This window comes from Micromonospora sp. NPDC005254 (assembly GCF_042872525.1).
Lineage (GTDB): Bacteria > Actinomycetota > Actinomycetes > Mycobacteriales > Micromonosporaceae > Micromonospora.
Map to the genome: position 1 here is coordinate 12,499 of NZ_JBIAKM010000005.1, position 21,253 is coordinate 33,751.

The following is a 21,253-nucleotide window of genomic DNA, read 5'->3' on the forward strand; positions in this document are numbered from 1 at the left end:
CCCATGGTCGTCAGCCACCCAGCCGGGCGTCGCGGGCCGCGGCCATCCGACTCGGAAGGCCCCACAGCTGCACGAAGCCCTTCGCGAGGGACTGGTCGAAGGTGTCGCCGGTGTCGTAGGTGGCCAGTCCGAAGTCGTAGAGGCTCTCCTCGGAGCGCCGGCCGGTGACGGTGGCCCGGCCGCCGTGCAGGGTCATCCGCACCTCGCCGCTCACGTGCCGCTGCGCGTCGTCGATGAACGCGTCAAGCGAGTCCTTCAACGGCGAGAACCACAGGCCGTCGTAGACCAGCTCACCCCAGCGCTGGTCCACGCTCTTCTTGAACCGGGCCAGGTCCCGCTCGACGGTCACCGCCTCCAGCTCCTGGTGGGCGGTGATCAGCGCGATCGCGCCGGGAGCCTCGTACACCTCACGGCTCTTGATGCCCACGAGGCGGTCCTCGACCATGTCGAGCCGGCCCACGCCCTGGGCGCCCGCGCGCCGGTTCAGCTCCAGGATCGCCTGGTACGGGGTGACGGTCTCGCCGTCGATCGCCACCGGCACGCCGCCGTCGAAGGTGATCACGATCTCGTCGGCGTCGCGGGGCTCCGCCGGGTCGTCGGTGTACGAGTAGAGGTCCTCGATCGGGGCGTTCCAGATGTCCTCCAGGAAGCCCGTCTCCACGGCGCGGCCCCACAGGTTCTGGTCGATCGAGTACGGGGACTTCGCCGACACGTCGATCGGCAGCCCCTTCTCCTCGGCGAACGCGATCGCCTTGTCCCGGGTCCAGGCGAAGTCGCGGGCCGGGGCGATGATCTTCAGCTCGGGGGCGAGCGCGCCCAGGCCCACCTCGAATCGGACCTGGTCGTTGCCCTTGCCGGTGCAGCCGTGCGAGACGATCGTCCCGCCGTGCTTGCGCGCCGCCGCCACCAGGTGCTTGACGATCAGCGGCCGGGACAGCGCCGACACCAGCGGGTAGCGGTCCATGTAGAGGGCGTTCGCCCGGATGGCCGGCACGCAGTAGTCGGCGGCGAACTCGTCGCGCGCGTCGACGACCTCGGACTCGGCGGCGCCGCAGTCCAGGGCGCGCTGCCGGATGGCGTCGAGGTCCTCCCCGCCCTGCCCGACGTCGACCGCCACCGCGATCACCTCGGCGCCGGTCTGCTCGGCCAGGTAGGGAATCGCCACGGAGGTGTCCAACCCCCCGGAGTACGCGAGGACGACCCGCTCGGTCATGACGTGGTCCCTTCAACGGTGTCGTCCCGGCGGGCCCAGCCGGCGAGCTTGTCACCGAGCGCGGCCCCGCCGACGGCCTCGCGGGCCACGACGAGGATGGTGTCGTCGCCGGCGATGGTGCCGACGATCTCGGGCAGGCCCGCCCGGTCCAACGCGCTGGCCAGGTACTGGGCCGCGCCCGGCGGGGTGCGCAGCACGGCGATGTTGCCGCTGGCGTCCACCCCGTTGAGCAGTTCCCGCAGCAACCGCACCAGCCGGGCCGGCGCCGCCTCGGCGTCGCGCAGCGGGCGCTGGCCGTCCTCGGGGATCAGGTAGACGGCCGGACCGTCGCCGCCGCGCACCTTGACCGCGCCCAACTCCTCCAGGTCCCGCGAGAGGGTGGCCTGGGTGACCCCGACGCCGTCGGCGGCGAGCAGGTCGGCCAGTTCGGTCTGCGACCGCACGGGCCGGTCCCGGATCAGCTCCACGATCCGGGCGTGCCGGGCGGCGCGGGTCAGCGGGGCGCTCATCGCGTCGTCCCGGACGCCGCGAGCAGGAACGTCAGCAGCGCCTTCTGGGCGTGCAGCCGGTTCTCCGCCTGGTCGAAGACCGCGCTCTGCGGGCCGTCGAGCACCTCGTCGGTGATCTCCTCGCCGCGGTGGGCGGGCAGGCAGTGCAGCACGATCGCGTCCGGTGCGGCCTGGCCGAGCAGCTCCTTGTTGACCTGGTACGGCAGGAACGGGGTGACCCGGTCCAGTCCGTCGGCCTCCTGCCCCATCGACGTCCAGGTGTCGGTGGCGAGCACGTCGGCGTCGCGGACCGCCTGGGCCGGGTCGGTCAGCACCCGTACCGACCCGCCCGTGCCGGCGGCGATCTCGGCGGCCTGCCGCACCACCGCCGCGGCCGGCGCGAACCCGGCCGGGCCGGCGATCCGCACGTGCATCCCGGCCGTCGCCCCGGCCAGCAGGTACGACTGCGCCATGTTGTTGGCGCCGTCGCCCACGTAGGTGAGGGTGCGGCCGGCCGTGCCGCCGCAGCGCTCCCGGATGGTGAGCAGGTCGGCCAGCAGCTGGCAGGGGTGGAAACCGTCGGTGAGCGCGTTGATCACCGGGACGCTCGCGCCGCTCGCCACCTCGGCGATCCGGTCGTCGCCGTGGGTGCGCAGGACGATGGCCGCGACGTAGCGCGACAGCACCCGGCCGGCGTCCGCGAGCGTCTCGCCCCGACCGAAGTGGGTGACCTGGGTGTCCACGACCAGGGGGTGCCCGCCCAGCTCGGCGATGCCGGCGTCGAACGAGATCCGGGTGCGCAGGCTCTGCTTGTCGAAGAGCACCGCCACCGAGCGGGGGCCGGCCAGCGGCTGGTGGCCGAAGCGGTCGGCCTTCATCCGCGCCGCCAGGTCGAGCACGCTGGACTGCTCGGCGGGCGAGAGGTCGTCGTCGCGCAGAAAGTGCCGGATCATGCGGTCGTCCTCGTCGTGGTGGTGGTCGGCGTCCGGTCGGTTCCAACGGCCGTCGCGTCCAGAGCCGCCGGGAGCGCGGCGAGGAAGGCGTCGACCTGGGCGGCGGTGAGGATCAGCGGCGGGGCGAGCCGGAGTACGCCCGGCTGCACCGCGTTGACCAGGAAGCCGGCGTCTCGCAGCGTCTCGGCGAGCACCGGCGCCACCGGCGCGGTGAGGGTCACGCCGAGCAGCAGCCCGGCCCCGCGTACGCCGTCGATCAGCGGGTGGCCCAGCGCCTCGACGCCCCGGCGCAGCCGTTCGCCGACGCGCTTGACGTGGTCGAGCAGCCCCTCGTTGGCGATCGTGGCCACCACGGCGAGGGCGGCGGCGCAGCTCACCGGGTTGCCGCCGAAGGTGGTGCCGTGCGAGCCGGGGGTGAGCAGGTCGGCGGCACGGCCGAAGGCCAGCGTCGCGCCGAGCGGCAGCCCGCCACCCAACCCCTTGGCCAGGGTCACCACATCGGGCTCCACACCCTCGGCCTGGTGGGCGAACCAGTGCCCGGTGCGGCCGATGCCGGTCTGCACCTCGTCGAGCACCAGCAGCGCGCCGTGCCGGTCGGTGATCCGCCGCGCCGCCGCCAGGTAACCGGCCGGCGGAACGACCACGCCGTTCTCGCCCTGGATGGGCTCCAGGATGACCATGGCGGTGGCGTCGGTGACCGCCGCCTCGAGGGCGGCGACGTCGCCGAAGTCGACGTGGGTCACCTCGCCGGGCAGCGGCCGGAACGGGTCGGCCTTGGCGGGCTGGCCGGTCAGCGCGAGGGCGCCCATGGTGCGACCGTGAAAGGCGCCGTTGGTGGCGACCACGTGACTGCGCCCGGTGCGCCGGGACAGCTTGAACGCGGCCTCGTTCGCCTCCGCTCCGGAGTTGGCGAAGAAGACCCGGCCGGGCCGGCCGGCGAGCGCCAGCAGCAGCTCCGCGAGGGCGACCGGCGGCTCGGCGACGTAGAGGTTGGAGACGTGCCCGAGCGTCGCGACCTGCTTGGACACCGCCGCCACCACCGCCGGGTGGGCGTGACCGAGGGCGTTGACAGCGATCCCGCCGACCAGGTCCAGGTATTCCCGACCCGCGTCGTCGACCACCACTGCCCCCGCGCCGGAGACCAGCGCCAGCGGCGGCGTGCCGTAGTTGTCCATCATGGACTGCGTCCAGCGTTGCAGCAGGCTGCTCATGCCCCGACCATCCCGTCCTGAAGGACCACCATCGTTCCGAACCCCTCCGAGGTGAAGACCTCCAGCAGCGTGGAGTGCGCCACCCGCCCGTCCACGACGTGCGCGGCGGGCACTCCCCCGCGCACCGCCCGCAGGCAGGCCTCCATCTTCGGCACCATCCCCGACTCGAGACCGGGCAGCAGCTTGGCCAGGTCGTCCGCGGTGATCTCGGAGATCAGGCTGGTGGTGTCCGGCCAGTCCGCGTACAGGCCGGCCACGTCGGTGAGCACGACCAACTTGCGGGCCCGCAACGCGACAGCGAGGGCGGCGGCGGCGGTGTCCGCGTTGAGGTTGTGCAGGACCCCGTCGGCGTCCGGCGCGACAGTGGAGATCACCGGGATCCGACCGGCGTCGATGAGGTCGGTCACCGCCGACACATCCACCGACTCGACGTCGCCGACCTGGCCGACGTCGACCGGCAGCCCGTCCACGTACGCGGGGCGGCGCACCGCGGTGAACAGCCGGGCGTCCTCGCCGGAGAGCCCGACGGCGAACGGACCGTGCGAGTTGATCAGCCCGACCAGCTCCCGGCCCACCTGCCCGACCAGCACCATCCGGACCACGTCCATCGCCTCGGCGGTCGTCACCCGCAGGCCGCCCCGGAACTCGCTGGCGATGCCGAGCCGGCCCAGCATGGCCGAGATCTGCGGGCCGCCGCCGTGCACCACGACGGGCTTCAGACCGGCGTACCGCAGGAACACCATGTCGGCAGCGAACGCCCGTTGCAGCGCCGGCTCGGTCATGGCGTTGCCGCCGTACTTGACCACCACTGTGGAGCCGGAGAAACGCGCCAGCCAGGGCAGGGCCTCGATCAGCGTCTCCGCCTTGACCTGGGCGCGGGTGAGATCGCCGCTGAGACTCATGTCGAGTACGCCGAGTTCTCGTGCACGTACGCGTGGGACAGGTCGTTGGTCCAGATCGTCGCCACCGCGTCGCCGGCGTGCAGAGCGATCCGGATCGTCACGTCCCGGCCGGTGAGGTCGACCTTCGAGCGGTCCTCGGCGGCCGCGCCGCCCCGGCACACCCACACCCCGTTGACGGCGACGTCCACCTCGTCGGGCTCGAAGGCGGCGGCCGTCGTGCCGACCGCCGCGAGGATCCGGCCCCAGTTCGGGTCGTTGCCGAACAACGCCGTCTTGACCAGGTTGTTGCGGGCCACCGAGCGGCCCACCTCGACGGCGTCGTCCTCGTCGGCGGCGCCGACCACGTCGATGGCGACCTGCTTGGTCGCGCCCTCGGCGTCGGCGATGAGCTGCTGTGCCAGGTCGTGACAGGCCGTGGTGACCGCGGCGGCCAGCTCGTCCAGGGTCGGCTCGATGCCGCTCGCGCCGCTCGACAGCAGCAGCACGGTGTCGTTGGTGGACATGCAGCCGTCGGAGTCGACCCGGTCGAAGGTCACCCGGGTGGCCGCGCGCAGCGCCTCATCCAGCAGAGCCGGCCCGGCCACCGCGTCGGTGGTGAGCACGCACAGCATGGTGGCCATGCCCGGCGCGAGCATCCCGGCGCCCTTGGCCATCCCGCCGACCGTCCAACCGCTGCCGCGCGCGACAGTGGTCTTCGGCCGGGTGTCGGTGGTCATGATCGCCTCGGCGGCGGCCGGACCGCCGTCGCGCGACAGACCCCGGATGGCCGTACGGACCCCGGGCAGCAGCTTCGACATCGGCAGTCGCTCACCGATCAGGCCGGTGGAGCAGACCGCCACCTCGCCGGCGCCGAGGAGGAGCCGCGGGCTGACCGCGCTCAACGCGGAGGCGGTGTGCTCGGCAGTGGCGTGGGTGTCCTGGAAGCCGGCCGGACCGGTGCAGGCGTTGGCGCCACCGGAGTTGAGCACGACCGCCCGGACGACACCGCCCTGCACGACCTGCTGGCTCCAGCGCACCGGCGCCGCCTTGACCCGGTTGGTGGTGAAGACACCGGCGACACCGGCGTCCGGGCCGTCGTTGACCACCAGGGCGACGTCGGCGCCACCGCTGGCCTTCAGACCGGCGGCCACCCCGGCCGCCCGGAAACCCCGAGGGGCGGTGACGCTCATGGTGCGACTCCCCAGATCGACAGGCCCGTCGTCTCCGGCAGGCCGAACATCAGGTTGGCGTTCTGCACGGCCTGGCCGGCGGCGCCCTTGCCGAGGTTGTCCAGTGCGCTGAGCACGATCAGCCGACCCGAGTCGACGTCGACGGTCGCCTGCAGGTGGCACGAGTTGGAACCCAGGGTGGCGGCGGTGTGCGGCCAGCGCCCCTCCGCCAGCACGTGCACGAACGGCGCGTCCGCGTACGCCTGCGCCAGCACCTGCTGCGGGTCGACGCCGCGCGCCGGTACGGCGGTGACCGTGGCCAGGATGCCGCGCGGCATCGGCGCGAGGACCGGCGTGAACGACAGACCGGTCGCCCCGGTCGCCTGCTTGATCTCGGGCACGTGCTGGTGGGTGCCGACCCGGTACGGCGACAGGTCCCCCTGCACCTCGCTGGCCAGCAGGTGCGGCTTCGCCGCCCGGCCCGCGCCGGAGGTGCCCGAGGCGGCGACCACCACGACGTCGGCGGGGCTGGCCGCCCCGTCGGCGAGCAGCGGCGCGAGCGCCAGGGTGATCGCGGCGGCATAGCAGCCGGTGTTCGCCACCCGGGTCGAGCCGGCGATCAGCTCCCGCTGGCCGGGCAGCTCGGGCAGCCCGTAGGTCCACTGGCCGGCGTGCGTGCCGCCGTAGTACTGCGCCCAGGCGTACGGGTCGGCGAGCCGGTGGTCGGCGCCCAGGTCGACGATGCGCACCTCGGGCGGCAGGTGGGCCGCGAGGGCCGCCGACTCGCCGTGCGGCAGCGCCAGGAAGACCAGGTCGGCGTCGGCCAGGGTCGACGGGTCGGTCTCGCCGAGCACCAGGTCGAGCCCGGTGAGCTGCGGGTGCACCACGTCGACGCGGTGCCCGGCCTGGCGGTGCGCGGTGGCGGCGACCAGGTCGAACTCCGGGTGCCCGGCGACCAGGCGCAGCAGCTCGCCTCCGGCGTACCCGCTCGCTCCGGCGACCGCGACTCGGATCCCCATACTCACCTCCGCATGACTATGCAACGAAGGCTAGCAGCCCTGATCGAAGGGCTGCAAGTTCATGCAGTCCACTGCATGGCAATGATGCACGTGGCACCGACACACCTCCGGCCCGGTCGCGGGGCGACACGGGCCGGACGGCGGGGGACGAACACGGGACGCGACGGTCAGAGACGACCCTCCGCGACGGCCCGGCTCACCCAGGGGACGACCTCGTCGAGCATCACGTCCAGCGACGTGGTCGCGGTGAACCCGAGCACCTCACGGGCCTTGGTGACGTCCGGCACGCGCTTCTGCACGTCGTAGCGGAACGGCTCATCGGAGACGTACCGGAACGGCACGTCCGGGCCCTTGATCTTGTGCCAGATCAGCTCTGCCAACTCGAGCACGCTGGTGGACTCCGCTGTCGACAGGTTGAAGTCCTCGTTGCGGGCGGCCGGGTGCTCGATCGCGGTGGCGATCCCCCGGGCCAGGTCGCCGCCGTACGTGTAGTGGCGCACCTGGTTGCCCGCACCGAGGATGTGCAGCGGGTCCTGCCCCTTGACGATCTTCTGCACCAGGTCCGGCACGACGTGCGACATGGCCAGCTTCACGTTGCCCGAGAGCACCTCTGCCTGGCCGAGCGCCCGCCCCTCGCCCACGCCCACGCAGTTGAACGGCCGGACGATGGTGTACGGCACCTGGTACTGCTCCCAGGCGGCGCGGGCGTAGTACTCCACGGCCAGCTTCTGGAACCCGTACGACGACAGTGGCGGTGGGACTCGCCGCTCGTCGCCCTCCCGGCTCGGCCACTGCTCGGTCGACTCGTAGACCATCGAGGAGGAGAGATAGGTGACCTTGGACAGCTGCCCGTCCCGGTGCGCACGGATCGCCGCGTCGCACGTCGCCGCCATGATCCGCTCGTTGGTGGCGAGCAGATCGTAGGCGTACGCGTGGAAGTAGGAGATCCCGCCGATCATCGCCGCCCCGGCCACCAGGTGGTCGCAGCCGTTCAGCAGCTCGGTGAGCAGATCGACGTCGCGGGCGTCACCCTCGACGAAGCGATAGCGGGGATGGTCGTCATAGCTGTGGGTTACCGGCCCGTACTTGGAGAAGTTGTCGACCGCGACCACTTCGTGGCCCCGGTCCAACAGCTCCTCGACGAGGTAGCCGCCGATGAATCCGGCCGAACCAGTTACCAGGACCTTCGCCACGTGCGCTCCTAAGCGGTTTTCTCGTACTCGGTGCTGTTGTCCTGCGGGTCGCGCGGGGCCGGCACGGCCGCCGCGACGGTGCCCGCGGCGAGCTTCTCCCGGCTCAGCCGCCGACCGTAGGCGAAGAAGTACCAGCGCAGGTAACCGGGAAGGAACCGACCCAGGTCGAAGTGGGACTCGCCCAGCGGCCGGTCCAGCCAGATGGTCGGGATCTCGGCCACCGGCAGCCGCAGCCGGGTGGCCTTAGCCGTCAGCTCCAGGCCGATCTCGAACCCGGTCCGGGACTCGATGCCCACCTCCCGGACGAAGGCCGTGGCGTACGCCTTGAAGCTGTTGGTGGCGTCCCGGGTGCCGACCCGGGCGAAGGTGTAGAGGCTGCGCCCGGCCCACCGGGACATCATCCGCTTCAGCCGTGGCCCGCCCACCTGCTGCCCGCCCGGCATGTAGCGGGAGGCCGCGGCCACCACCACGCCCCGGTCCACCAGCCGGGCCAGCTCGTCGATCTGACGCGGGTCGTCGCAGCCGTCGGCCATGGTCACCACCACGACGGGGGCCTGGGCCGCGTCGACACCGAACCGGATCGCGTTCGCGGGCCCTCGGCCGTAGGTGTTGAGCACCGCCCGGACGCGCGGGTCCTGCCGGGCGATCTGCTCGGCGTACGGCACGGTGGTGTCCTCGGGCATGTCGTGCACGATGAGCACCTCGGCCGGAAGCAGCATCTCCCGCAGCATCCGCTCCAGGCAGCGGACGATCGCCTCGCCCTCGTTGTAGACCGGGACGACGACCGACACGCGTGGCGTCACACCCGCACCCCCTGTCCGGTCAGCCCCCACATGTCGATCAGTGGGGTGTCGGTCTCCAGTCGGGCGTACTGCTCGTGCGGCGCGGCGATGACCAGCAGGTCGGCCCGGCGCAGCACCTCGTCCAGGTCGACGAAGCGCTCGTCGGCCACGTACGGGTCGGTGCAGAGCGTCTCCCGGGTCTTCAGCGCCAGGATCTTGCGCAGCTTGTACGCCAGGCTCTCCCGCGGGTCGTCGCTGCCGCCCTTGAACGCCATACCGAGGATGCCGACCGTCATCTCGGACAGGTCGAACCGGTCCTCCAGACGGGACACCAGGTACAGCGGCAGCCCTTCGTTGATCAGCATGGCGGAGTGGCCGAGCACGAAGTTGTTCCGGTTGAACGCCGCGAGCTGCATGGTGTCCTTGAACAGGCACGGCCCGGCGGCGAAGCCGGGCATCGGCAGGTCCGCCGCGCGCGGATAGTCGTACGCCACCGCGTGCCGGATCCGGGCGAAGTCGAGGCCGAAGTCGTTGGCCATCATCCAGAACTGGTTGGCGGTGGCGAACTTGATGTAGCGCCAGGTGTTGGTGAAAAGCTTGGCCAGCTCCGCCTCCTCCGGCTCCAGTGGCACGATCTCCTCGGTGAGGTGCCGGAAGAGCTTCTCCGCGCGGGCCAGCGCCGTCGGCGTCCGGGCCGCCACGATCTGCGGCAGCGTGAACAGCTCGGTCATCGCCCGCCCCTCGGCGATCCGCTCCGGACAGAACGCCACGTCGGCGCGGATGCCCTTGCCGGCCAGCAGCTTCTCGGTCAGCGCGGTCACTCCCGGGTAGACGGTGCTGCGCAGCACCACGAGTTGCCCGTCGCGCAGGTGCTCGGCGCACCGCTCCAGGGCCCGGGGCACCGCGCCGAGGTCCGGGTTGAGGTGCTCGTCGACCGGCGTGCCGACCACCACCACCAGGTGCTCGGAACCGCCCACGCTGGCCGGGTCGGTGGTCGCCCGCAGCCGCCCGGCGGCGACCGCCTCGGCCAACGGGTCCGCGGCGCCGGGCTCGGCGAACGGGAGCCGGGCCGCGTTCACCGTGGCCACCGCGTCGGCGTTGATGTCGTACAGGACCACGGAGAGGCCACGGGCGGCGAAGGCGATGCCCAGAGGCAGACCCACCCGACCGCAGCCACCGACGATGCAGACGTCGGCCGTCGTGACCTGCGCGGCCCGATCCTCGGACATGGATCAACTCCCATGGGGGTGGTGGGGGTGTCTTCCGGTGGTCGCCGGAATTCAAGCAGGCTAACCGCTCGGAGGTGACTCGCGGGTAGCCGAACATGCCGAGGCCGGTGCCCTTTCGGCCGATAGCCCACATGGTGAACGGATCCGGTGACGCAGCGCGATTGGATGAGCCCCCTCAGGAACCGCGGCAGCAGGTGCCTGCGGGCCCAGCGCAGGCCGGCGGTGACCACCGCGAGTACGGCGGCCACCGCGAGCTATCCCCGCACCGGAACCCCTCAGGCGCCGCGCAGGGTCGCGCCGAGGCGCTCAGCCGCGACGGCGACCGCCGCGTCCCGTGCCGCCACGGCCTCCTCGACGGTCAACGTCCGGTCCGGCGCCCGGAACGTCAGCTTGTACGCCAGCGACCGTCGCCCCTCGCCGAGCTGCGCGCCGGAGTACACGTCGAACAGCCGCACGTCCTCCAGCAGCTCCCCGGCGCCCGCCTCCAGCGCACGACGCACCTGCTCCGCCGGCACCGAGTCGTCCACCACCAGGGCCACGTCGATCAGCGCCGGCGGGAAGCCGGACACCGTCGGCGCGGGCGTCACCGGGGTCGGCGGCAGCGCGTCGAGGTCCAGTTCCATCGCGCAGGTGCGGCGGGGCAGCTCCAGCGCCGCGACCACCACCGGGTGCAGCTCGCCGGCGTGCCCGACGACCGTGCCGTCGACGCGCACCTCGGCGCAGCGGCCCGGGTGCCACGGCGCGTACTCGGCCGCCCGCACCTCCACCCGCTCGTCGGGGATCCCGGCGGCGTCGAGCACGTCACGGGCCGTCTCGACGGCGTCCGCCCAGCCGGCCGGTCGACCCGCGCCCCACCAGCCGGCCGGGTCGAGGTCGCCGGCGAGCACCGCCGCGACGTGCACCGGCTGCGCCGGCACCACGGCGTCGGCGGCGGCGAACTCCTCGTCAGTCGGTCGCCGGTCCACGCCCATCGCCGGCGGGCTGCCGGCGCCGGGACGCGGGTGGAAGACCGCGCCGATCTCGTAGAGGGCGAGGTCACGGTGACCCCGGCCGAGGTTGCGCTTGAGAATGCCGAGCAGCGGGCCGAGCAGCATGGTGCGCAGCAGCGGCTCCTCCTCCGACAACGGGTTGGCCAGCCGCACCGCGGGCCGGCGGGGGTCGTCGGCCGGCAGGCCGAGCTGGTCGGCCAGCTCCGGCGACACGAACGGGTGCGCGAGCACCTCCACGTACCCCCGCTCGGCCAGCGACACGGCCACGGCCCGGCGGCGACGCTGGCGCGGGGTCAGCCCGCGACCGGGCGGCGCGGTCGGCAGCACCGACGGGACCTTGTCGTACCCGTCGAGGCGGACGACCTCCTCGACCAGGTCGGCCGGGTCGGTCAGGTCGGGCCGCCAGCTCGGCGGGGTGACGCTCAGCGCCACGCCCGCGCCGCTGGCCGTGCCGACCGCGCCGGGGTCCTCGGACAACCGGTCCGCGCCCTGCGCGACCGTGCAGCCGACCTGCTCCAGCAGGGCGACGACCCGCGCCGGCGGGTACTCGACGCCGACCCGCCGGGTCGGCAGGTCCGCCGGCAGGGTGATCGGGGTACGCGGCCGGACGTGGTCGATGTCCAGGATCTCCGCGCTCGGGGTGCCGCCGCCGTGCTCGGTGAGCAGCTCAACGGCCCGCTCCAACGCGACCAGCGCAACAGCCGGGTCGACGCCCCGCTCCCAGCGCTTCGCGGCCTCGCTGAACAGCTTGTGCCGGCGGGCCGTGCGCCCGACCATCGCCGGGTCCCAGTGCGCCGCCTCGAAGAGCACTGTGGTGGTGCCGGGGACGACCTCGCTGGTCTCGCCACCCATCACCGCCGCGAGGGAGATCGGCCCGGTGTCGTCGCAGATCACCATGTCGTCGGCGGTAAGCACCCGGTTGACGCCGTCCAGGGTGGTCAGCTTCTCCCCCGGCTCGGCGCGGCGGACCACAAGCGGCCCGACGATCCGGTCGGCGTCGAAGGCGTGCATCGGCTGGCCCAGCTCCAGCATCACGTAGTTGGTGATGTCCACCGGCAGCGAGATGCTGCGGATGCCGGCGGTGACCAGTCGCTGGGCCATCCACGACGGGGTGGGCGCGGTCGGGTCGATGCCGCGGACCAGGCGGGCGGTGAACCGGTCGCAGCCGACCGTGTCGCGGACCTCCACCGGGTACGCCGGCGTCGGCGTGCCGCCCGGCGCGGGCGCCATCCCCGGGTCGCGCAGCGGCACGTCGAACGCGTGCGACAGCTCCCGGGCCAGGCCCCGCAGGCTCAGCGCGTACCCCCGGTCCGGGGTGATCTCCAGCTCGAGAACGACGTCGTCGAGGCCGACGACGGGCCGCGCGTCGTCGCCGGGCTTGGCGGACACGTCCGGCGGCAGCACGATGATGCCGGAGTGGTCGTCGCCCAGGCCCAGCTCCTTCGCCGAGCAGATCATGCCGGCCGAGTTGTGCCCGTACGTCTTGCGGGCGCCGATGGCGAACCCGCCGGGCAGCACACCGCCGGGCAGGATCACCACCACCCGGTCACCGGGGGCGAAGTTGCGCGCCCCGCAGACGATCTCCTGCGGCTCGCCGGTGCCATTGGCGGCGCCCACGTCGACCCGGCAGAAGCGGATCGGCTTCTTGAAGCCGGTCAGCTCCTCGATCTCGCGCACCTCGCCGACGACGAGCTGGCCGGTGACGCTCTCGCGCAGGTCCACCACGGACTCGACCTCGATGCCGAGGTTGACCAGGGCCTGCTCCAGGTCACCGGTGGGCAGGTCGGCGGGGAGGTCGACGTACTCCCGCAGCCAGCTGACAGAAACTCGCATGACTTCAGACCACCGTTCCCGTGTCTCGTACCCGCATCGCCTACGCCCCGGTGGAGAGCGCGCGGCTGAACCGCACGTCGCCCTCGAAGAGATGGCGGATGTCGCTGACCCCGTGCCGGACCATCAGGGTCCGGTCGATGCCCATGCCGAAGGCGAATCCGGAGTAGACCTCCGGGTCCACGCCGCAGGCGCGCAGCACCCGCGGGTTGACCATGCCGCAGCCGCCCCACTCGACCCACTGCGGGCCGTCGCGGTGCTCCGGGAACCACACGTCGAACTCCGCTGACGGCTCGGTGAACGGGAAGTAGTGCGGCCGCCACCGGGTCTTCGCCTCCGGGCCGAACATGGCCCGCGCGAAGTGGTCCAGCGTGCCCCGCAGGTGCGCCATCGTGATGCCCTTGTCGACCACCAGGCCCTCGGCCTGGTGGAACACCGGGCTGTGCGTGGCGTCGATCTCGTCCGTGCGGTAGACGCGGCCGGGCACGATCACGTAGATCGGTGGCTTGCGGCTGAGCATGGTGCGGGTCTGCACCGTCGACGTGTGCGTTCGTAGAACAAGGCCCGAGCCCGCGGAGCCATCGGCGGATGCGATGTGGAACGTGTCCATCAGCCCGCGTGCCGGGTGGTCGGCGGGGATGTTCAACGCGTCGAAGTTGACCCACTCCAGGTCGACCTCGGGCCCCTCGGCCACCTCGTAGCCCATCCCGACGAACAGGTCGCTGATCGACTCCATCAGGACGCTCAGCGGATGCCGGGCGCCGCGCGGACGCCTGTTGAAGGGCAGCGTGACGTCCACCCGCTCCTCGACCAGCACCCGCTCGGCCTGCTCGCGCTCCACCACCTCGGCGCGGTCGGCGTACGCGGCTTCGATCGCCCGGCGGGCCTCGTTGACCCGCTTGCCGGCGTCGGACTTCGCGGCCGGCGGCAGCGCGCCGATCTCGCGGCGCGCGAGGGAGACCGGCGACCGGTCCCCCAGGTGCGCCGAACGCAGCGCGGTCAGCGCGTCCGGATCGGCGGCGGCCGTGAACGCCTTCGTGGCGTCGGCGACGGCCTCGTCCAGGGCGGCCGGGTCGAGCAGGGCGACCTGCTTCGGGTCGTACGGATCGTTGCGGTAGCTCATGGCGTACGGGCACTCCCTCACGGCGGCGCCAGCCCTCATCGGGGCGGCTAGGCGAGTCTACGGACGCGCGGCTGTGCCGCAGCCCGCCGGTAGGAGTTGCGCAGGGAGCAGGTCAGGCCCGCCGCCCGCCGACACCGGCGGGCTGGCTAAACGAACGCCGTGTCGCGTTCATGGGCGGATGCTCTCCCCTGCTGTCGGTCGCGCCGGAGGTGGTCACCGTCAGCGCTGCGCTCTCGCTGAAGCGTACAGGCAGACCGCCGCGGCGGCAGCCAGGTTGAGGCTCTCCGCGCGCCCGTACAGCGGCACCCGCACCCGGGCGTCGGCGGCGGCGGTCAACTCCTCGGGCAGGCCGTGCGCCTCCGAGCCGAACAACCACGCGGTGGGCCCGACGAGCCGGCCGTAGTCGGTCAGGTCGTCCAGGTCGTCGTCGCCGTACCCGGTGGTGGCGAAGATCGACAGCCCGGCGGCGCGCAGCGCGTCGACCACCGCGACCGGGTCGGGCGCGCGGACCACGTCGACGTGGAAGAGGCTGCCGGCCGAGGCCCGCACACACTTGCCGTTGTACGGGTCGACCGCGTCCCCGGCGAAGACCACCGCACCCGCGCCGGCCGCGTCGGCGGTGCGCAGCACCGTGCCGGCGTTGCCCGGATCGCGGATCTCGGCGAGCACCGCCACCAACCGGGGCCTGCCGGCGAGGGCCTGCTCCAGCGGCACGTCGAGGTGCCGGCAGACGGCGACCAGCCCCTGCGGGGCGACGGTCTCGGCCAGCGCGGCGAGCGCGTCGTCGGTCACCTCGGAGACCGGCACGTCGGCGCGGGCCGCCGTCGCGGCGAGCTCCGGGTGCCGGTCCAGCGCGGCGGGCGTACCGAACAGCTCGGTGACCACCCCCGGCCGGGCCAGGGCCTCGCGGACCGCCTGCGGGCCCTCGGCCAGGAAACGGCCGGTGGCGTCGCGGTCCCGGCGACGTTGCAGGCGGCGTGCGGCGACGACCCTGGGGGTACGCGGGGTGAAGGCCATGGTGTGTGTTCCTCCGGCACGATTGAGGCGCCCCCCGGACGGCGGTGCCGACACGGGAGACGCCTCGCTCTGGTGCGGGGGGATCAGGCGGCCTGGGCCGCCGCGCCGCCGGTGCCCTCGGCCGCGACCGCGGCCCGGGCCAGCTCGACGATCGCCGCGAAGGCGGCGGCGTCGTTGACAGCCAGGTCGGCCAGGATCTTGCGGTCGACCTCGATGCCGGCCAGACGCAGGCCCTGGATCAGGCGGTTGTAGGTCATCCCGTTGGCCCGGGCGCCCGCGTTGATCCGCTGGATCCACAGCTGCCGGAAGTCGCCCTTGCGGTCGCGACGGTCCCGGTAGGCGTACTGCATCGAGTGCAGCACCTGCTCCTTGGCCTTGCGGTACAGCCGGGAGCGCTGACCGCGGTAACCGCTCGCGGTCTCCAGCAGGGTACGACGCTTCTTCTGGGCGTTTACAGCCCGCTTGACGCGTGCCATCTCAACTCCTTCTTACGTAAAGGTGGCGCGCGTCAGCGGCCGAGCAGCTTCTTGATGCGCTTGACGTCGGCCTTGGCCAGCACGACCGTGCCGGTCAGCCGGCGGGTCTGGGTGGAGGGCTTCTTCTCCAGGTTGTGACGGAGGCCGGCCTGCTGGGCAACGATCTTGCCCTTGCCGGTCACCTTGACCCGCTTACCCATACCCGTGTGGCTCTTCATCTTCGGCATGTGGAACGTCTTCTCCCCTGTTACTCGCCGCTGGTGTCGGCGGCGAGGCCGGTGTCACCGGCTGCTGCGGTCTCGCTGACCGCCGCGGTCTCATCGGCTTCCGGAGCGGCGGACTCGTCCGCTGCCCGGTCCCGAGGTCCGCCGCGGGACGCCGTAGCGGCGACCGCGGAGGCCTTGACGGCCCGATGCGGGGCGAGAACCATGATCATGTTTCGGCCGTCCTGCTTCGGAGCGGCCTCGACGTATCCCAGTTCCGTGATCTCGGATTCGAGCCGGCGCAGGAGCCGGTAACCCAGCTCCGGGCGGCTCTGCTCGCGACCGCGGAACATGATCGTCACCTTGACCTTGTCGCCCGCCTTGAGGAACCGCACCACGTGACCCTTTTTGGTCTCGTAGTCGTGCGGGTCGATCTTCGGACGGAGCTTCATTTCCTTGATGACGGTCTGCTGCTGATTACGCCGCGCTTCGCGCGCCTTGAGTGCGCTCTCGTACTTGAACTTGCCGAAGTCCATGAGCTTGCACACCGGCGGGCGCGCCATCGGCGCAACCTCGACCAGGTCCAGATCGACGTCCGCGGCCAGCTGAAGGGCGCGCTCCAGCGGGACGATGCCCACCTGCTCACCCTCGGGGCCGACCAGTCGGACCTCACGTGCCCGGATCTGCTCGTTCACGCGTGGTTCGACGCTGATGGGGCCTCCTCGAGTCGTTTCTGCTCTGTCGCCGACCCCTGCGGCTCCCGGGTGGGAACCGACCCGGAAAGCAGAAGGCCCCGGCGCATGCCAGGGCCCGCTCGACCGGTCGGCGTGATCACAGGATCACACGTCCGGGACCGGGACGTGCCCGGAACCGGTGACCGGACCCGGCCACCGTGGCGGCGACTCGGGTGGGAGCAGGCGCTCCGCTTTCAAGGCTGTCTGCTCGCATGCGGAGACAGCCTGGTCGACACGACAACAGTACACCGCCGCCTCGCTCGCCCCCAAACCGGGCACCCCGGCCGTGAGCAGCGCCGACGGTGGCGCAGGTCGGCGAGCGGCGGGGTCAGCTGCCGGCGGCGCGCTGGGCGAGGCGGTTCAGGTGGGCCTCGTGCAGCCGGCGCAGGGCGCGGACCCCGTCGACGGCCAGCTCCTTGTCGGCCGCCTGCAGGGCGACCATCGGCAGCAGGTCGTCGTCGTGCAGCTCCAGGCTCGCCCACGGCGCGCCCCGGTCGAAACGGACCCCCCGGACAACCTCCCAGGGCAGCTCGTACGAGCTGATCACGTTGCGCACCCGGATGACCCGCGCGTCCGCCTCCACCCGCGGGCGGGTGAACAGCAGGAAACCCAGCGCCCCGAAGATGCCCAGACCGATCATGGCGATCTGGTCGCCGCGCTGGAAGCTGCCGTAGCCGTCGCCGGTCGGCCCGCTCAGCGAGGTGGCGACCACGGCGAACACCACCACCAGCGCGACCGCCGCCGACCAGCACACCACCCGGATGCGGCGGGGCTTGAGACGGACCAGCTCGGTGTCACTCACCCCACCAGTCTGCCACCCGTACCCGCCGCACAGACGCACCACCCACCGAGCCATCACTCAGCGTCCCGCGACGCGCCCATGCCGGCGCGGCGCGGTTGATCAGTCGAGATCAGCGAAACGGGGGTGTCCCGCACGGGCGGACACCCCCGTCTCAGCGATCCCGTGAACGCTCAGAGGCGGCAGGCGTGGATGTTGGTCACCAGGATGGCGCGGGCGCCCAGCTCGTACAGCTCGTCCATGATCCGGTGCACGTCGTCGCGGAGCACCATGGCCTGCACTGCCACCCAGCCCTCGCGGTGCAGCGGCGACACGGTGGGCGACTCGATGCCGGGGGTCAGCCCGCTGGCGCGGTCCAGCAGACCGGCCGGGACGTCGTAGGCGAGCATCACGTAGCGGCGGGCCACCAGCACGCCGTGCAGGCGGCGCAGCAACTGCTCGGCCTGCGCGTGCGCCGGTGCGCCGGCGCGGCGGACCAGCACCGCCGACGAGCGCAGCAGCGGCTCGCCGAACACCACGAGGCCCGCCTGACGCAGGGTCGCGCCGGTCTCCACCACGTCCGCGATCACGTCGGCGACACCGAGGCGTACGGCGTTCTCCACGGCGCCGTCGAGGCGGATCACCTCGGCCTTGACGCCGGCCTCGTCGAGGTGCCGCTCGACCAGCCCCGGATACGCGGTGGCGATCCGGTGCCCGCCCAGATCCTGCACGGAGGCGATGTCGTCGGGGCGGGCGGCGAAGCGGAAGGTGGCCCGACCGAAGGCGAGGTCGACGACCTCCTCGGCGGGTGCGGCCGAGTCGATCAGCAGGTCCCGGCCGGTGATGCCGAGGTCGAGGTCACCGGAGCCGACGTAGGTGGCGATGTCCTTGGGACGCAGGTAGAAGAATTCGACATCGTTGGCCTCGTCGCGGCAGACGAGGTCCTTGGGGTCGGTGCGCTGGCGGTAGCCCGCCTCACGCAGCATCTGGGCGGCCGGCTCGGCCAGGGTGCCCTTGTTGGGGATGGCGACACGCAACATGACGGAGTGCTCCTTCGATCGAATCTGATCAACGACGGGGCGCACTCACAGATGTCGGTAGACGTCCTTCAGTTCGAGACCGCTGGCGAGCATCAGCACCTGGACCTGGTAGAGCAGCTGGGAGATCTCCTCGGCGGTACGCTGCGGCCCCTCGTGCTCGGCGGCCATCCACGACTCGGCCGCCTCCTCGACAACCTTCTTGCCGATGAAGTGCACGCCCTTGTTCAGCGCGGCGACGGTGCCCGAGCCCGGGGTGCCGGCGGCGGCCTTGGCCTGCAGCTCGGCGAACAACTCCTCGAACGTCTTCACGGGGAACGATTCTTCCAGCCGCCGGGCCGGCGCCCCGAGTCCGGGTCCACCGCGACCCAGCAGACGGACTATTCCCTATCAGCATGGTGGGAAAATCTTCGATCGACGCCCATGGACCTCTACGCTGTCCGCCATGGCCAGCCGCTCACGCCTTTTCGCGCTCACCCTCGCCGGCGTCGTCGTCGCCACCGCCGGATGCGCGCCACAGGACGAGGAACCGACACCCACCGCCACGCCGTCCTGCACGAAGGACAGCCTGCCCACCCGTACGCCGGGCAAGCTCACCATCGCCACCGACCAGCCGGCGTACGAGCCGTGGTTCCGGCAGGACAAGCCGGACAGCGGCGAGGGCTTCGAGGCCGCCGTCGCGTACGCGGTGGCCGAGAAGCTCGGCTACGCCCGGGGCGACGTCACCTGGACCCGGGTCAAGTTCGACACCGCGATCGCGCCCGGGGAGAAGAACTTCGACTTCGACATCAACCAGTTCTCCGTCACCGAGGAGCGCAAGCAGGCGGTGGACTTCTCGGCCCCGTACTACCTGGTACGGCAGACCGTCATCGCGCTGAAGTCCTCGAAGATCGCCGGCAAGACCTCGCTGGCTGACCTGCGCGGCGCCCGGCTCGGCGCCCAGGTCGGCACGACCAGCTACCAGGCGATCACGGACGTCATCAAGCCGTCCGCGAAGCCGCAGGTCTACAACAGCAACGACGACGCCAAGAAGGCCCTGCAGAACGGGCAGATCGACGGGCTCGTGGTGGACCTGCCGACCGCCTTCTACATCACCGGCGCGGAGATCACCGACGCGACGATCGTCGGGCAGGTGCCGCAGGTGGGCGTGCCGGAGGCGTTCGGGCTGCTGCTGGACAAGAACTCGCCGCTGACCCGCTGCGTGAGCGGCGCGGTCGGTCAGCTCAGCGAGGCCGGCACGCTGACCGAGCTGGAGCAGAAGTGGCTCGCGCAGGTGGCGGGGGCGGCCGAGCTGAAGTGACGCCGCGGGAACACACCCCGTCCGCGGCGCAGCTGCGGCGGTCGGCGTACCGGCGTCGGCAGAGCCTGCACAGCGTGCTGATCGCGGCCTTCTCCACGGCGGCGCTCGGCACGTTGCTGGTCGTCGCCGTGACCGGCGCGCCGGGCTGGGACCGGGTCCGGCAGTCGTTCCTGGACCCGCGGATCGGCGCCGACGCGCTGCCTGCCGTGCTGGACGGGCTCTGGCTCAACGTCCGGCTGCTGGTCTGCTGCGCGGCCGGCGCGCTGCTGCTTGGGCTGGTGATCGCCGTGCTGCGGACACTGCGCGGCCCGGTCTTCTTCCCGGTACGGGCGCTGGCCGCCGGCTACACGTACACCTTCCGGGGTCTGCCCCTGATCATCGTGCTGTACCTGCTCACCCTCGGCGTGCCCGGGCTGCGGCTGCGGGGCATGCCGTCGGTGCTGGTGCTCGGCGGGCTCGCGCTGGTGCTCACCTACGGCGGCTACCTGGCCGAGGTGTTCCGGGCCGGCATCGAGTCGGTGCACCCCAGCCAGCTCGCCGCGGCCCGTTCGCTGGGCCTGACCTACCGGCAGACGATGCGGCACGTGGTGCTGCCGCAGGCCGTCCGCCGGGTGGCGCCACCGCTGCTCAACGACGTGGTGGCCCTGCAGAAGGACGTCGGCCTGGTCTCGCTCGCCGGCCCGATCGACGCGGTCCGGGCCGCCCAGATCGCCACCGCCCAGTCGTTCAACTACACCCCGTACGTCGTGGCCGGAGTGCTGTTCGTGCTGCTCGCGATCCCGCTGATCGCCGTCACCGACTGGGTGACGCTGCGCTCGGCCCGTCGCCAGTCGGGAGGCTGACCATGGCGCTGCTGCGCTGCCGGGGCCTGCGCAAGGAGTTCGCCGGCCACGTCGTGCTGGACCGGCTCGACCTGACGGTCGCCGAGCACCGGGTGGTGGCCCTGATCGGGGCGTCCGGGTCGGGCAAGTCCACGCTGCTGCGGTGCGTGAACCTCCTGGAGGAGGTGGACGACGGCACCATCGAGCTGGACGGGGAGGACATCTCCGACCCCCGGGTGGACGCCGACCGGGTCCGTCGGCGGATCGGCATGGTGTTCCAGGCGTACAACCTGTTTCCGCACCTGAGCGTGCTGGACAACATCACCCTCGCGCCCCGGCGGGTGCACCGGCGGTCCCGCGCCGAGGCCGAGGCCCAGGCCCGCGACCTGCTCGACCGGGTGGGGCTGGGCGCGAAGGCGCACGCCTACCCGGACGCGCTCTCCGGCGGGCAGCAGCAGCGGGTGGCGATCGTCCGGGCGCTGGCGAACTCGCCCCGCCTGATGCTGCTCGACGAGGTCACCTCGGCGCTGGACCCGGAACTCGTCGGCGAGGTGCTGGCGATGATCCGGGACCTGAAGGCCGACGGGATGACCATGGTGCTGGCCACCCACGAGATGGGTTTCGCCCGGGAGGTCGCCGACGAGGTGTGCTTCCTCGACGCGGGGCGCGTCGTCGAGAGCGGCCCACCGGAGCAGGTGCTCGGCGAGCCGACGCAGGCCCGCACGCGTCAGTTCCTGCGCCGCATCATCGAAGCCGGCCGACTCTGAGGCCAGCCGACTCTGAGGCCAGCCGGCACCGAAGCAGAGC

General features: G+C 72.3%; 22 protein-coding genes. 3 read left to right on the forward strand and 19 right to left on the reverse strand.

Going from position 1 to position 21,253, the window contains the following annotated elements; translation table 11 throughout:
• Nucleotides 1-10: 10 nt before the first annotated feature.
• The 19 genes from ACFYPR_RS16420 to ACFYPR_RS16510 all read right to left on the reverse strand — a co-directional run bounded on the left by ACFYPR_RS16420 (nt 11) and on the right by ACFYPR_RS16510 (nt 18,637).
• Nucleotides 11-1,213, reverse strand: coding sequence for an argininosuccinate synthase (locus tag ACFYPR_RS16420; RefSeq protein WP_354857857.1), 1,203 nt, complete (start codon nt 1,211-1,213; stop codon nt 11-13).
• Nucleotides 1,210-1,722, reverse strand: a complete 513-nt coding sequence (locus tag ACFYPR_RS16425) for an arginine repressor (RefSeq protein ID WP_355067116.1) — start codon at nt 1,720-1,722, stop codon at nt 1,210-1,212. The genes ACFYPR_RS16420 and ACFYPR_RS16425 overlap by 4 nt, the downstream gene beginning before the upstream one ends.
• Nucleotides 1,719-2,654, reverse strand: coding sequence for an ornithine carbamoyltransferase (gene argF, locus ACFYPR_RS16430; RefSeq protein WP_355067115.1), 936 nt, complete (start codon nt 2,652-2,654; stop codon nt 1,719-1,721). The genes ACFYPR_RS16425 and argF overlap by 4 nt, the downstream gene beginning before the upstream one ends.
• A complete protein-coding gene (locus ACFYPR_RS16435) occupies nt 2,651-3,865 on the reverse strand; it encodes an acetylornithine transaminase (protein ID WP_355067114.1) in 1,215 nt (404 codons plus the stop codon). The genes argF and ACFYPR_RS16435 overlap by 4 nt, the downstream gene beginning before the upstream one ends.
• Nucleotides 3,862-4,767 carry an acetylglutamate kinase gene (argB, locus tag ACFYPR_RS16440; protein ID WP_355067113.1) on the reverse strand — a complete coding sequence of 302 codons (906 nt, stop codon included), beginning with the start codon at nt 4,765-4,767 and terminating at the stop codon, nt 3,862-3,864. The genes ACFYPR_RS16435 and argB overlap by 4 nt, the downstream gene beginning before the upstream one ends.
• Entirely contained in the window at nt 4,764-5,936 is a 1,173-nt protein-coding gene (gene argJ / locus ACFYPR_RS16445) for a bifunctional glutamate N-acetyltransferase/amino-acid acetyltransferase ArgJ (RefSeq protein ID WP_387260682.1), read from the reverse strand. Before argJ ends, argB begins: the two co-directional genes overlap by 4 nt.
• Complete coding sequence (gene argC / locus ACFYPR_RS16450) at nt 5,933-6,934, reverse strand: N-acetyl-gamma-glutamyl-phosphate reductase (protein WP_354857842.1); 1,002 nt, start codon at nt 6,932-6,934, stop codon at nt 5,933-5,935. The genes argJ and argC overlap by 4 nt, the downstream gene beginning before the upstream one ends.
• 167 nt (nt 6,935-7,101) lie before the next feature.
• On the reverse strand, nt 7,102-8,127 hold the full coding sequence (locus tag ACFYPR_RS16455; protein WP_355067111.1) for an NAD-dependent epimerase/dehydratase family protein: 1,026 nt from the start codon (nt 8,125-8,127) through the stop codon (nt 7,102-7,104).
• Nucleotides 8,128-8,135: 8 nt separating this feature from the next.
• A complete protein-coding gene (locus ACFYPR_RS16460) occupies nt 8,136-8,930 on the reverse strand; it encodes a glycosyltransferase family 2 protein (RefSeq protein ID WP_387182285.1) in 795 nt (264 codons plus the stop codon).
• The gene (locus tag ACFYPR_RS16465) at nt 8,927-10,138 is read right to left on the reverse strand and encodes a nucleotide sugar dehydrogenase (RefSeq protein WP_354857834.1); all 1,212 of its coding nucleotides are present in this window, start codon (nt 10,136-10,138) and stop codon (nt 8,927-8,929) included. The genes ACFYPR_RS16460 and ACFYPR_RS16465 overlap by 4 nt, the downstream gene beginning before the upstream one ends.
• A 275-nt stretch (nt 10,139-10,413) precedes the next feature.
• Nucleotides 10,414-12,960 carry a phenylalanine--tRNA ligase subunit beta gene (pheT, locus tag ACFYPR_RS16470; RefSeq protein ID WP_387260684.1) on the reverse strand — a complete coding sequence of 849 codons (2,547 nt, stop codon included), beginning with the start codon at nt 12,958-12,960 and terminating at the stop codon, nt 10,414-10,416.
• A 40-nt stretch (nt 12,961-13,000) separates the two neighbouring features.
• Entirely contained in the window at nt 13,001-14,080 is a 1,080-nt protein-coding gene (pheS, locus tag ACFYPR_RS16475) for a phenylalanine--tRNA ligase subunit alpha (protein WP_355136430.1), read from the reverse strand.
• 219 nt (nt 14,081-14,299) lie between these two features.
• Nucleotides 14,300-15,097, reverse strand: a complete 798-nt coding sequence (locus ACFYPR_RS16480; RefSeq protein ID WP_387260687.1) for a TrmH family RNA methyltransferase — start codon at nt 15,095-15,097, stop codon at nt 14,300-14,302.
• An 83-nt stretch (nt 15,098-15,180) separates the two neighbouring features.
• Nucleotides 15,181-15,573 carry a 50S ribosomal protein L20 gene (gene rplT / locus ACFYPR_RS16485; RefSeq protein ID WP_030335718.1) on the reverse strand — a complete coding sequence of 131 codons (393 nt, stop codon included), beginning with the start codon at nt 15,571-15,573 and terminating at the stop codon, nt 15,181-15,183.
• 32 nt (nt 15,574-15,605) lie between these two features.
• Nucleotides 15,606-15,800 (reverse strand): 50S ribosomal protein L35, encoded by a 195-nt coding sequence (gene rpmI / locus ACFYPR_RS16490; protein ID WP_007458415.1) that lies wholly within the window; start codon nt 15,798-15,800, stop codon nt 15,606-15,608.
• Between the two features lie 20 nt (nt 15,801-15,820).
• Nucleotides 15,821-16,471, reverse strand: coding sequence for a translation initiation factor IF-3 (infC, locus tag ACFYPR_RS16495; protein WP_328655039.1), 651 nt, complete (start codon nt 16,469-16,471; stop codon nt 15,821-15,823).
• A 367-nt stretch (nt 16,472-16,838) separates the two neighbouring features.
• Entirely contained in the window at nt 16,839-17,312 is a 474-nt protein-coding gene (locus ACFYPR_RS16500; RefSeq protein ID WP_354857826.1) for a PH domain-containing protein, read from the reverse strand.
• A 170-nt stretch (nt 17,313-17,482) separates the two neighbouring features.
• Complete coding sequence (gene hisG / locus ACFYPR_RS16505) at nt 17,483-18,328, reverse strand: ATP phosphoribosyltransferase (protein ID WP_355067107.1); 846 nt, start codon at nt 18,326-18,328, stop codon at nt 17,483-17,485.
• A 45-nt stretch (nt 18,329-18,373) separates the two neighbouring features.
• Entirely contained in the window at nt 18,374-18,637 is a 264-nt protein-coding gene (locus ACFYPR_RS16510; RefSeq protein ID WP_234589761.1) for a phosphoribosyl-ATP diphosphatase, read from the reverse strand.
• 133 nt (nt 18,638-18,770) lie between these two features.
• Here ACFYPR_RS16510 and ACFYPR_RS16515 point away from each other — a divergent pair, with 133 nt between their 5' ends.
• From ACFYPR_RS16515 to ACFYPR_RS16525, 3 genes are read left to right on the forward strand one after another with little or no spacing between them, the layout of a single operon-like run.
• Nucleotides 18,771-19,625 (forward strand): transporter substrate-binding domain-containing protein, encoded by an 855-nt coding sequence (locus ACFYPR_RS16515; RefSeq protein ID WP_355067106.1) that lies wholly within the window; start codon nt 18,771-18,773, stop codon nt 19,623-19,625.
• Nucleotides 19,622-20,467 (forward strand): amino acid ABC transporter permease, encoded by an 846-nt coding sequence (locus ACFYPR_RS16520; protein ID WP_354857819.1) that lies wholly within the window; start codon nt 19,622-19,624, stop codon nt 20,465-20,467. The genes ACFYPR_RS16515 and ACFYPR_RS16520 overlap by 4 nt, the downstream gene beginning before the upstream one ends.
• A gap of 2 nt (nt 20,468-20,469) precedes the next feature.
• A complete protein-coding gene (locus ACFYPR_RS16525; protein ID WP_363939852.1) occupies nt 20,470-21,213 on the forward strand; it encodes an amino acid ABC transporter ATP-binding protein in 744 nt (247 codons plus the stop codon).
• The last annotated feature ends 40 nt before the right edge of the window (nt 21,214-21,253 follow it).

Excerpts from the sequence above, each read along its gene's own strand:
- argB (WP_355067113.1), bottom strand. The coding sequence starts at position 4,767 with ATGAGTCTCAGCGGCGATCTCACCCGCGCCCAGGTCAAGGCGGAGACG.
- argJ (WP_387260682.1), bottom strand. The coding sequence starts at position 5,936 with ATGAGCGTCACCGCCCCTCGGGGTTTCCGGGCGGCCGGGGTGGCCGCC.
- ACFYPR_RS16425 (WP_355067116.1), bottom strand. The coding sequence starts at position 1,722 with ATGAGCGCCCCGCTGACCCGCGCCGCCCGGCACGCCCGGATCGTGGAG.
- pheT (WP_387260684.1), bottom strand. The coding sequence starts at position 12,960 with ATGCGAGTTTCTGTCAGCTGGCTGCGGGAGTACGTCGACCTCCCCGCC.
- pheS (WP_355136430.1), bottom strand. The coding sequence starts at position 14,080 with ATGAGCTACCGCAACGATCCGTACGACCCGAAGCAGGTCGCCCTGCTC.
- ACFYPR_RS16525 (WP_363939852.1), top strand. The coding sequence starts at position 20,470 with ATGGCGCTGCTGCGCTGCCGGGGCCTGCGCAAGGAGTTCGCCGGCCAC.
- argC (WP_354857842.1), bottom strand. The coding sequence starts at position 6,934 with ATGGGGATCCGAGTCGCGGTCGCCGGAGCGAGCGGGTACGCCGGAGGC.
- hisG (WP_355067107.1), bottom strand. The coding sequence starts at position 18,328 with ATGTTGCGTGTCGCCATCCCCAACAAGGGCACCCTGGCCGAGCCGGCC.
- ACFYPR_RS16465 (WP_354857834.1), bottom strand. The coding sequence starts at position 10,138 with ATGTCCGAGGATCGGGCCGCGCAGGTCACGACGGCCGACGTCTGCATC.
- rpmI (WP_007458415.1), bottom strand. The coding sequence starts at position 15,800 with ATGCCGAAGATGAAGAGCCACACGGGTATGGGTAAGCGGGTCAAGGTG.
- ACFYPR_RS16420 (WP_354857857.1), bottom strand. The coding sequence starts at position 1,213 with ATGACCGAGCGGGTCGTCCTCGCGTACTCCGGGGGGTTGGACACCTCC.
- ACFYPR_RS16515 (WP_355067106.1), top strand. The coding sequence starts at position 18,771 with ATGGCCAGCCGCTCACGCCTTTTCGCGCTCACCCTCGCCGGCGTCGTC.
- argF (WP_355067115.1), bottom strand. The coding sequence starts at position 2,654 with ATGATCCGGCACTTTCTGCGCGACGACGACCTCTCGCCCGCCGAGCAG.
- ACFYPR_RS16435 (WP_355067114.1), bottom strand. The coding sequence starts at position 3,865 with ATGAGCAGCCTGCTGCAACGCTGGACGCAGTCCATGATGGACAACTAC.
- rplT (WP_030335718.1), bottom strand. The coding sequence starts at position 15,573 with ATGGCACGCGTCAAGCGGGCTGTAAACGCCCAGAAGAAGCGTCGTACC.
- ACFYPR_RS16480 (WP_387260687.1), bottom strand. The coding sequence starts at position 15,097 with ATGGCCTTCACCCCGCGTACCCCCAGGGTCGTCGCCGCACGCCGCCTG.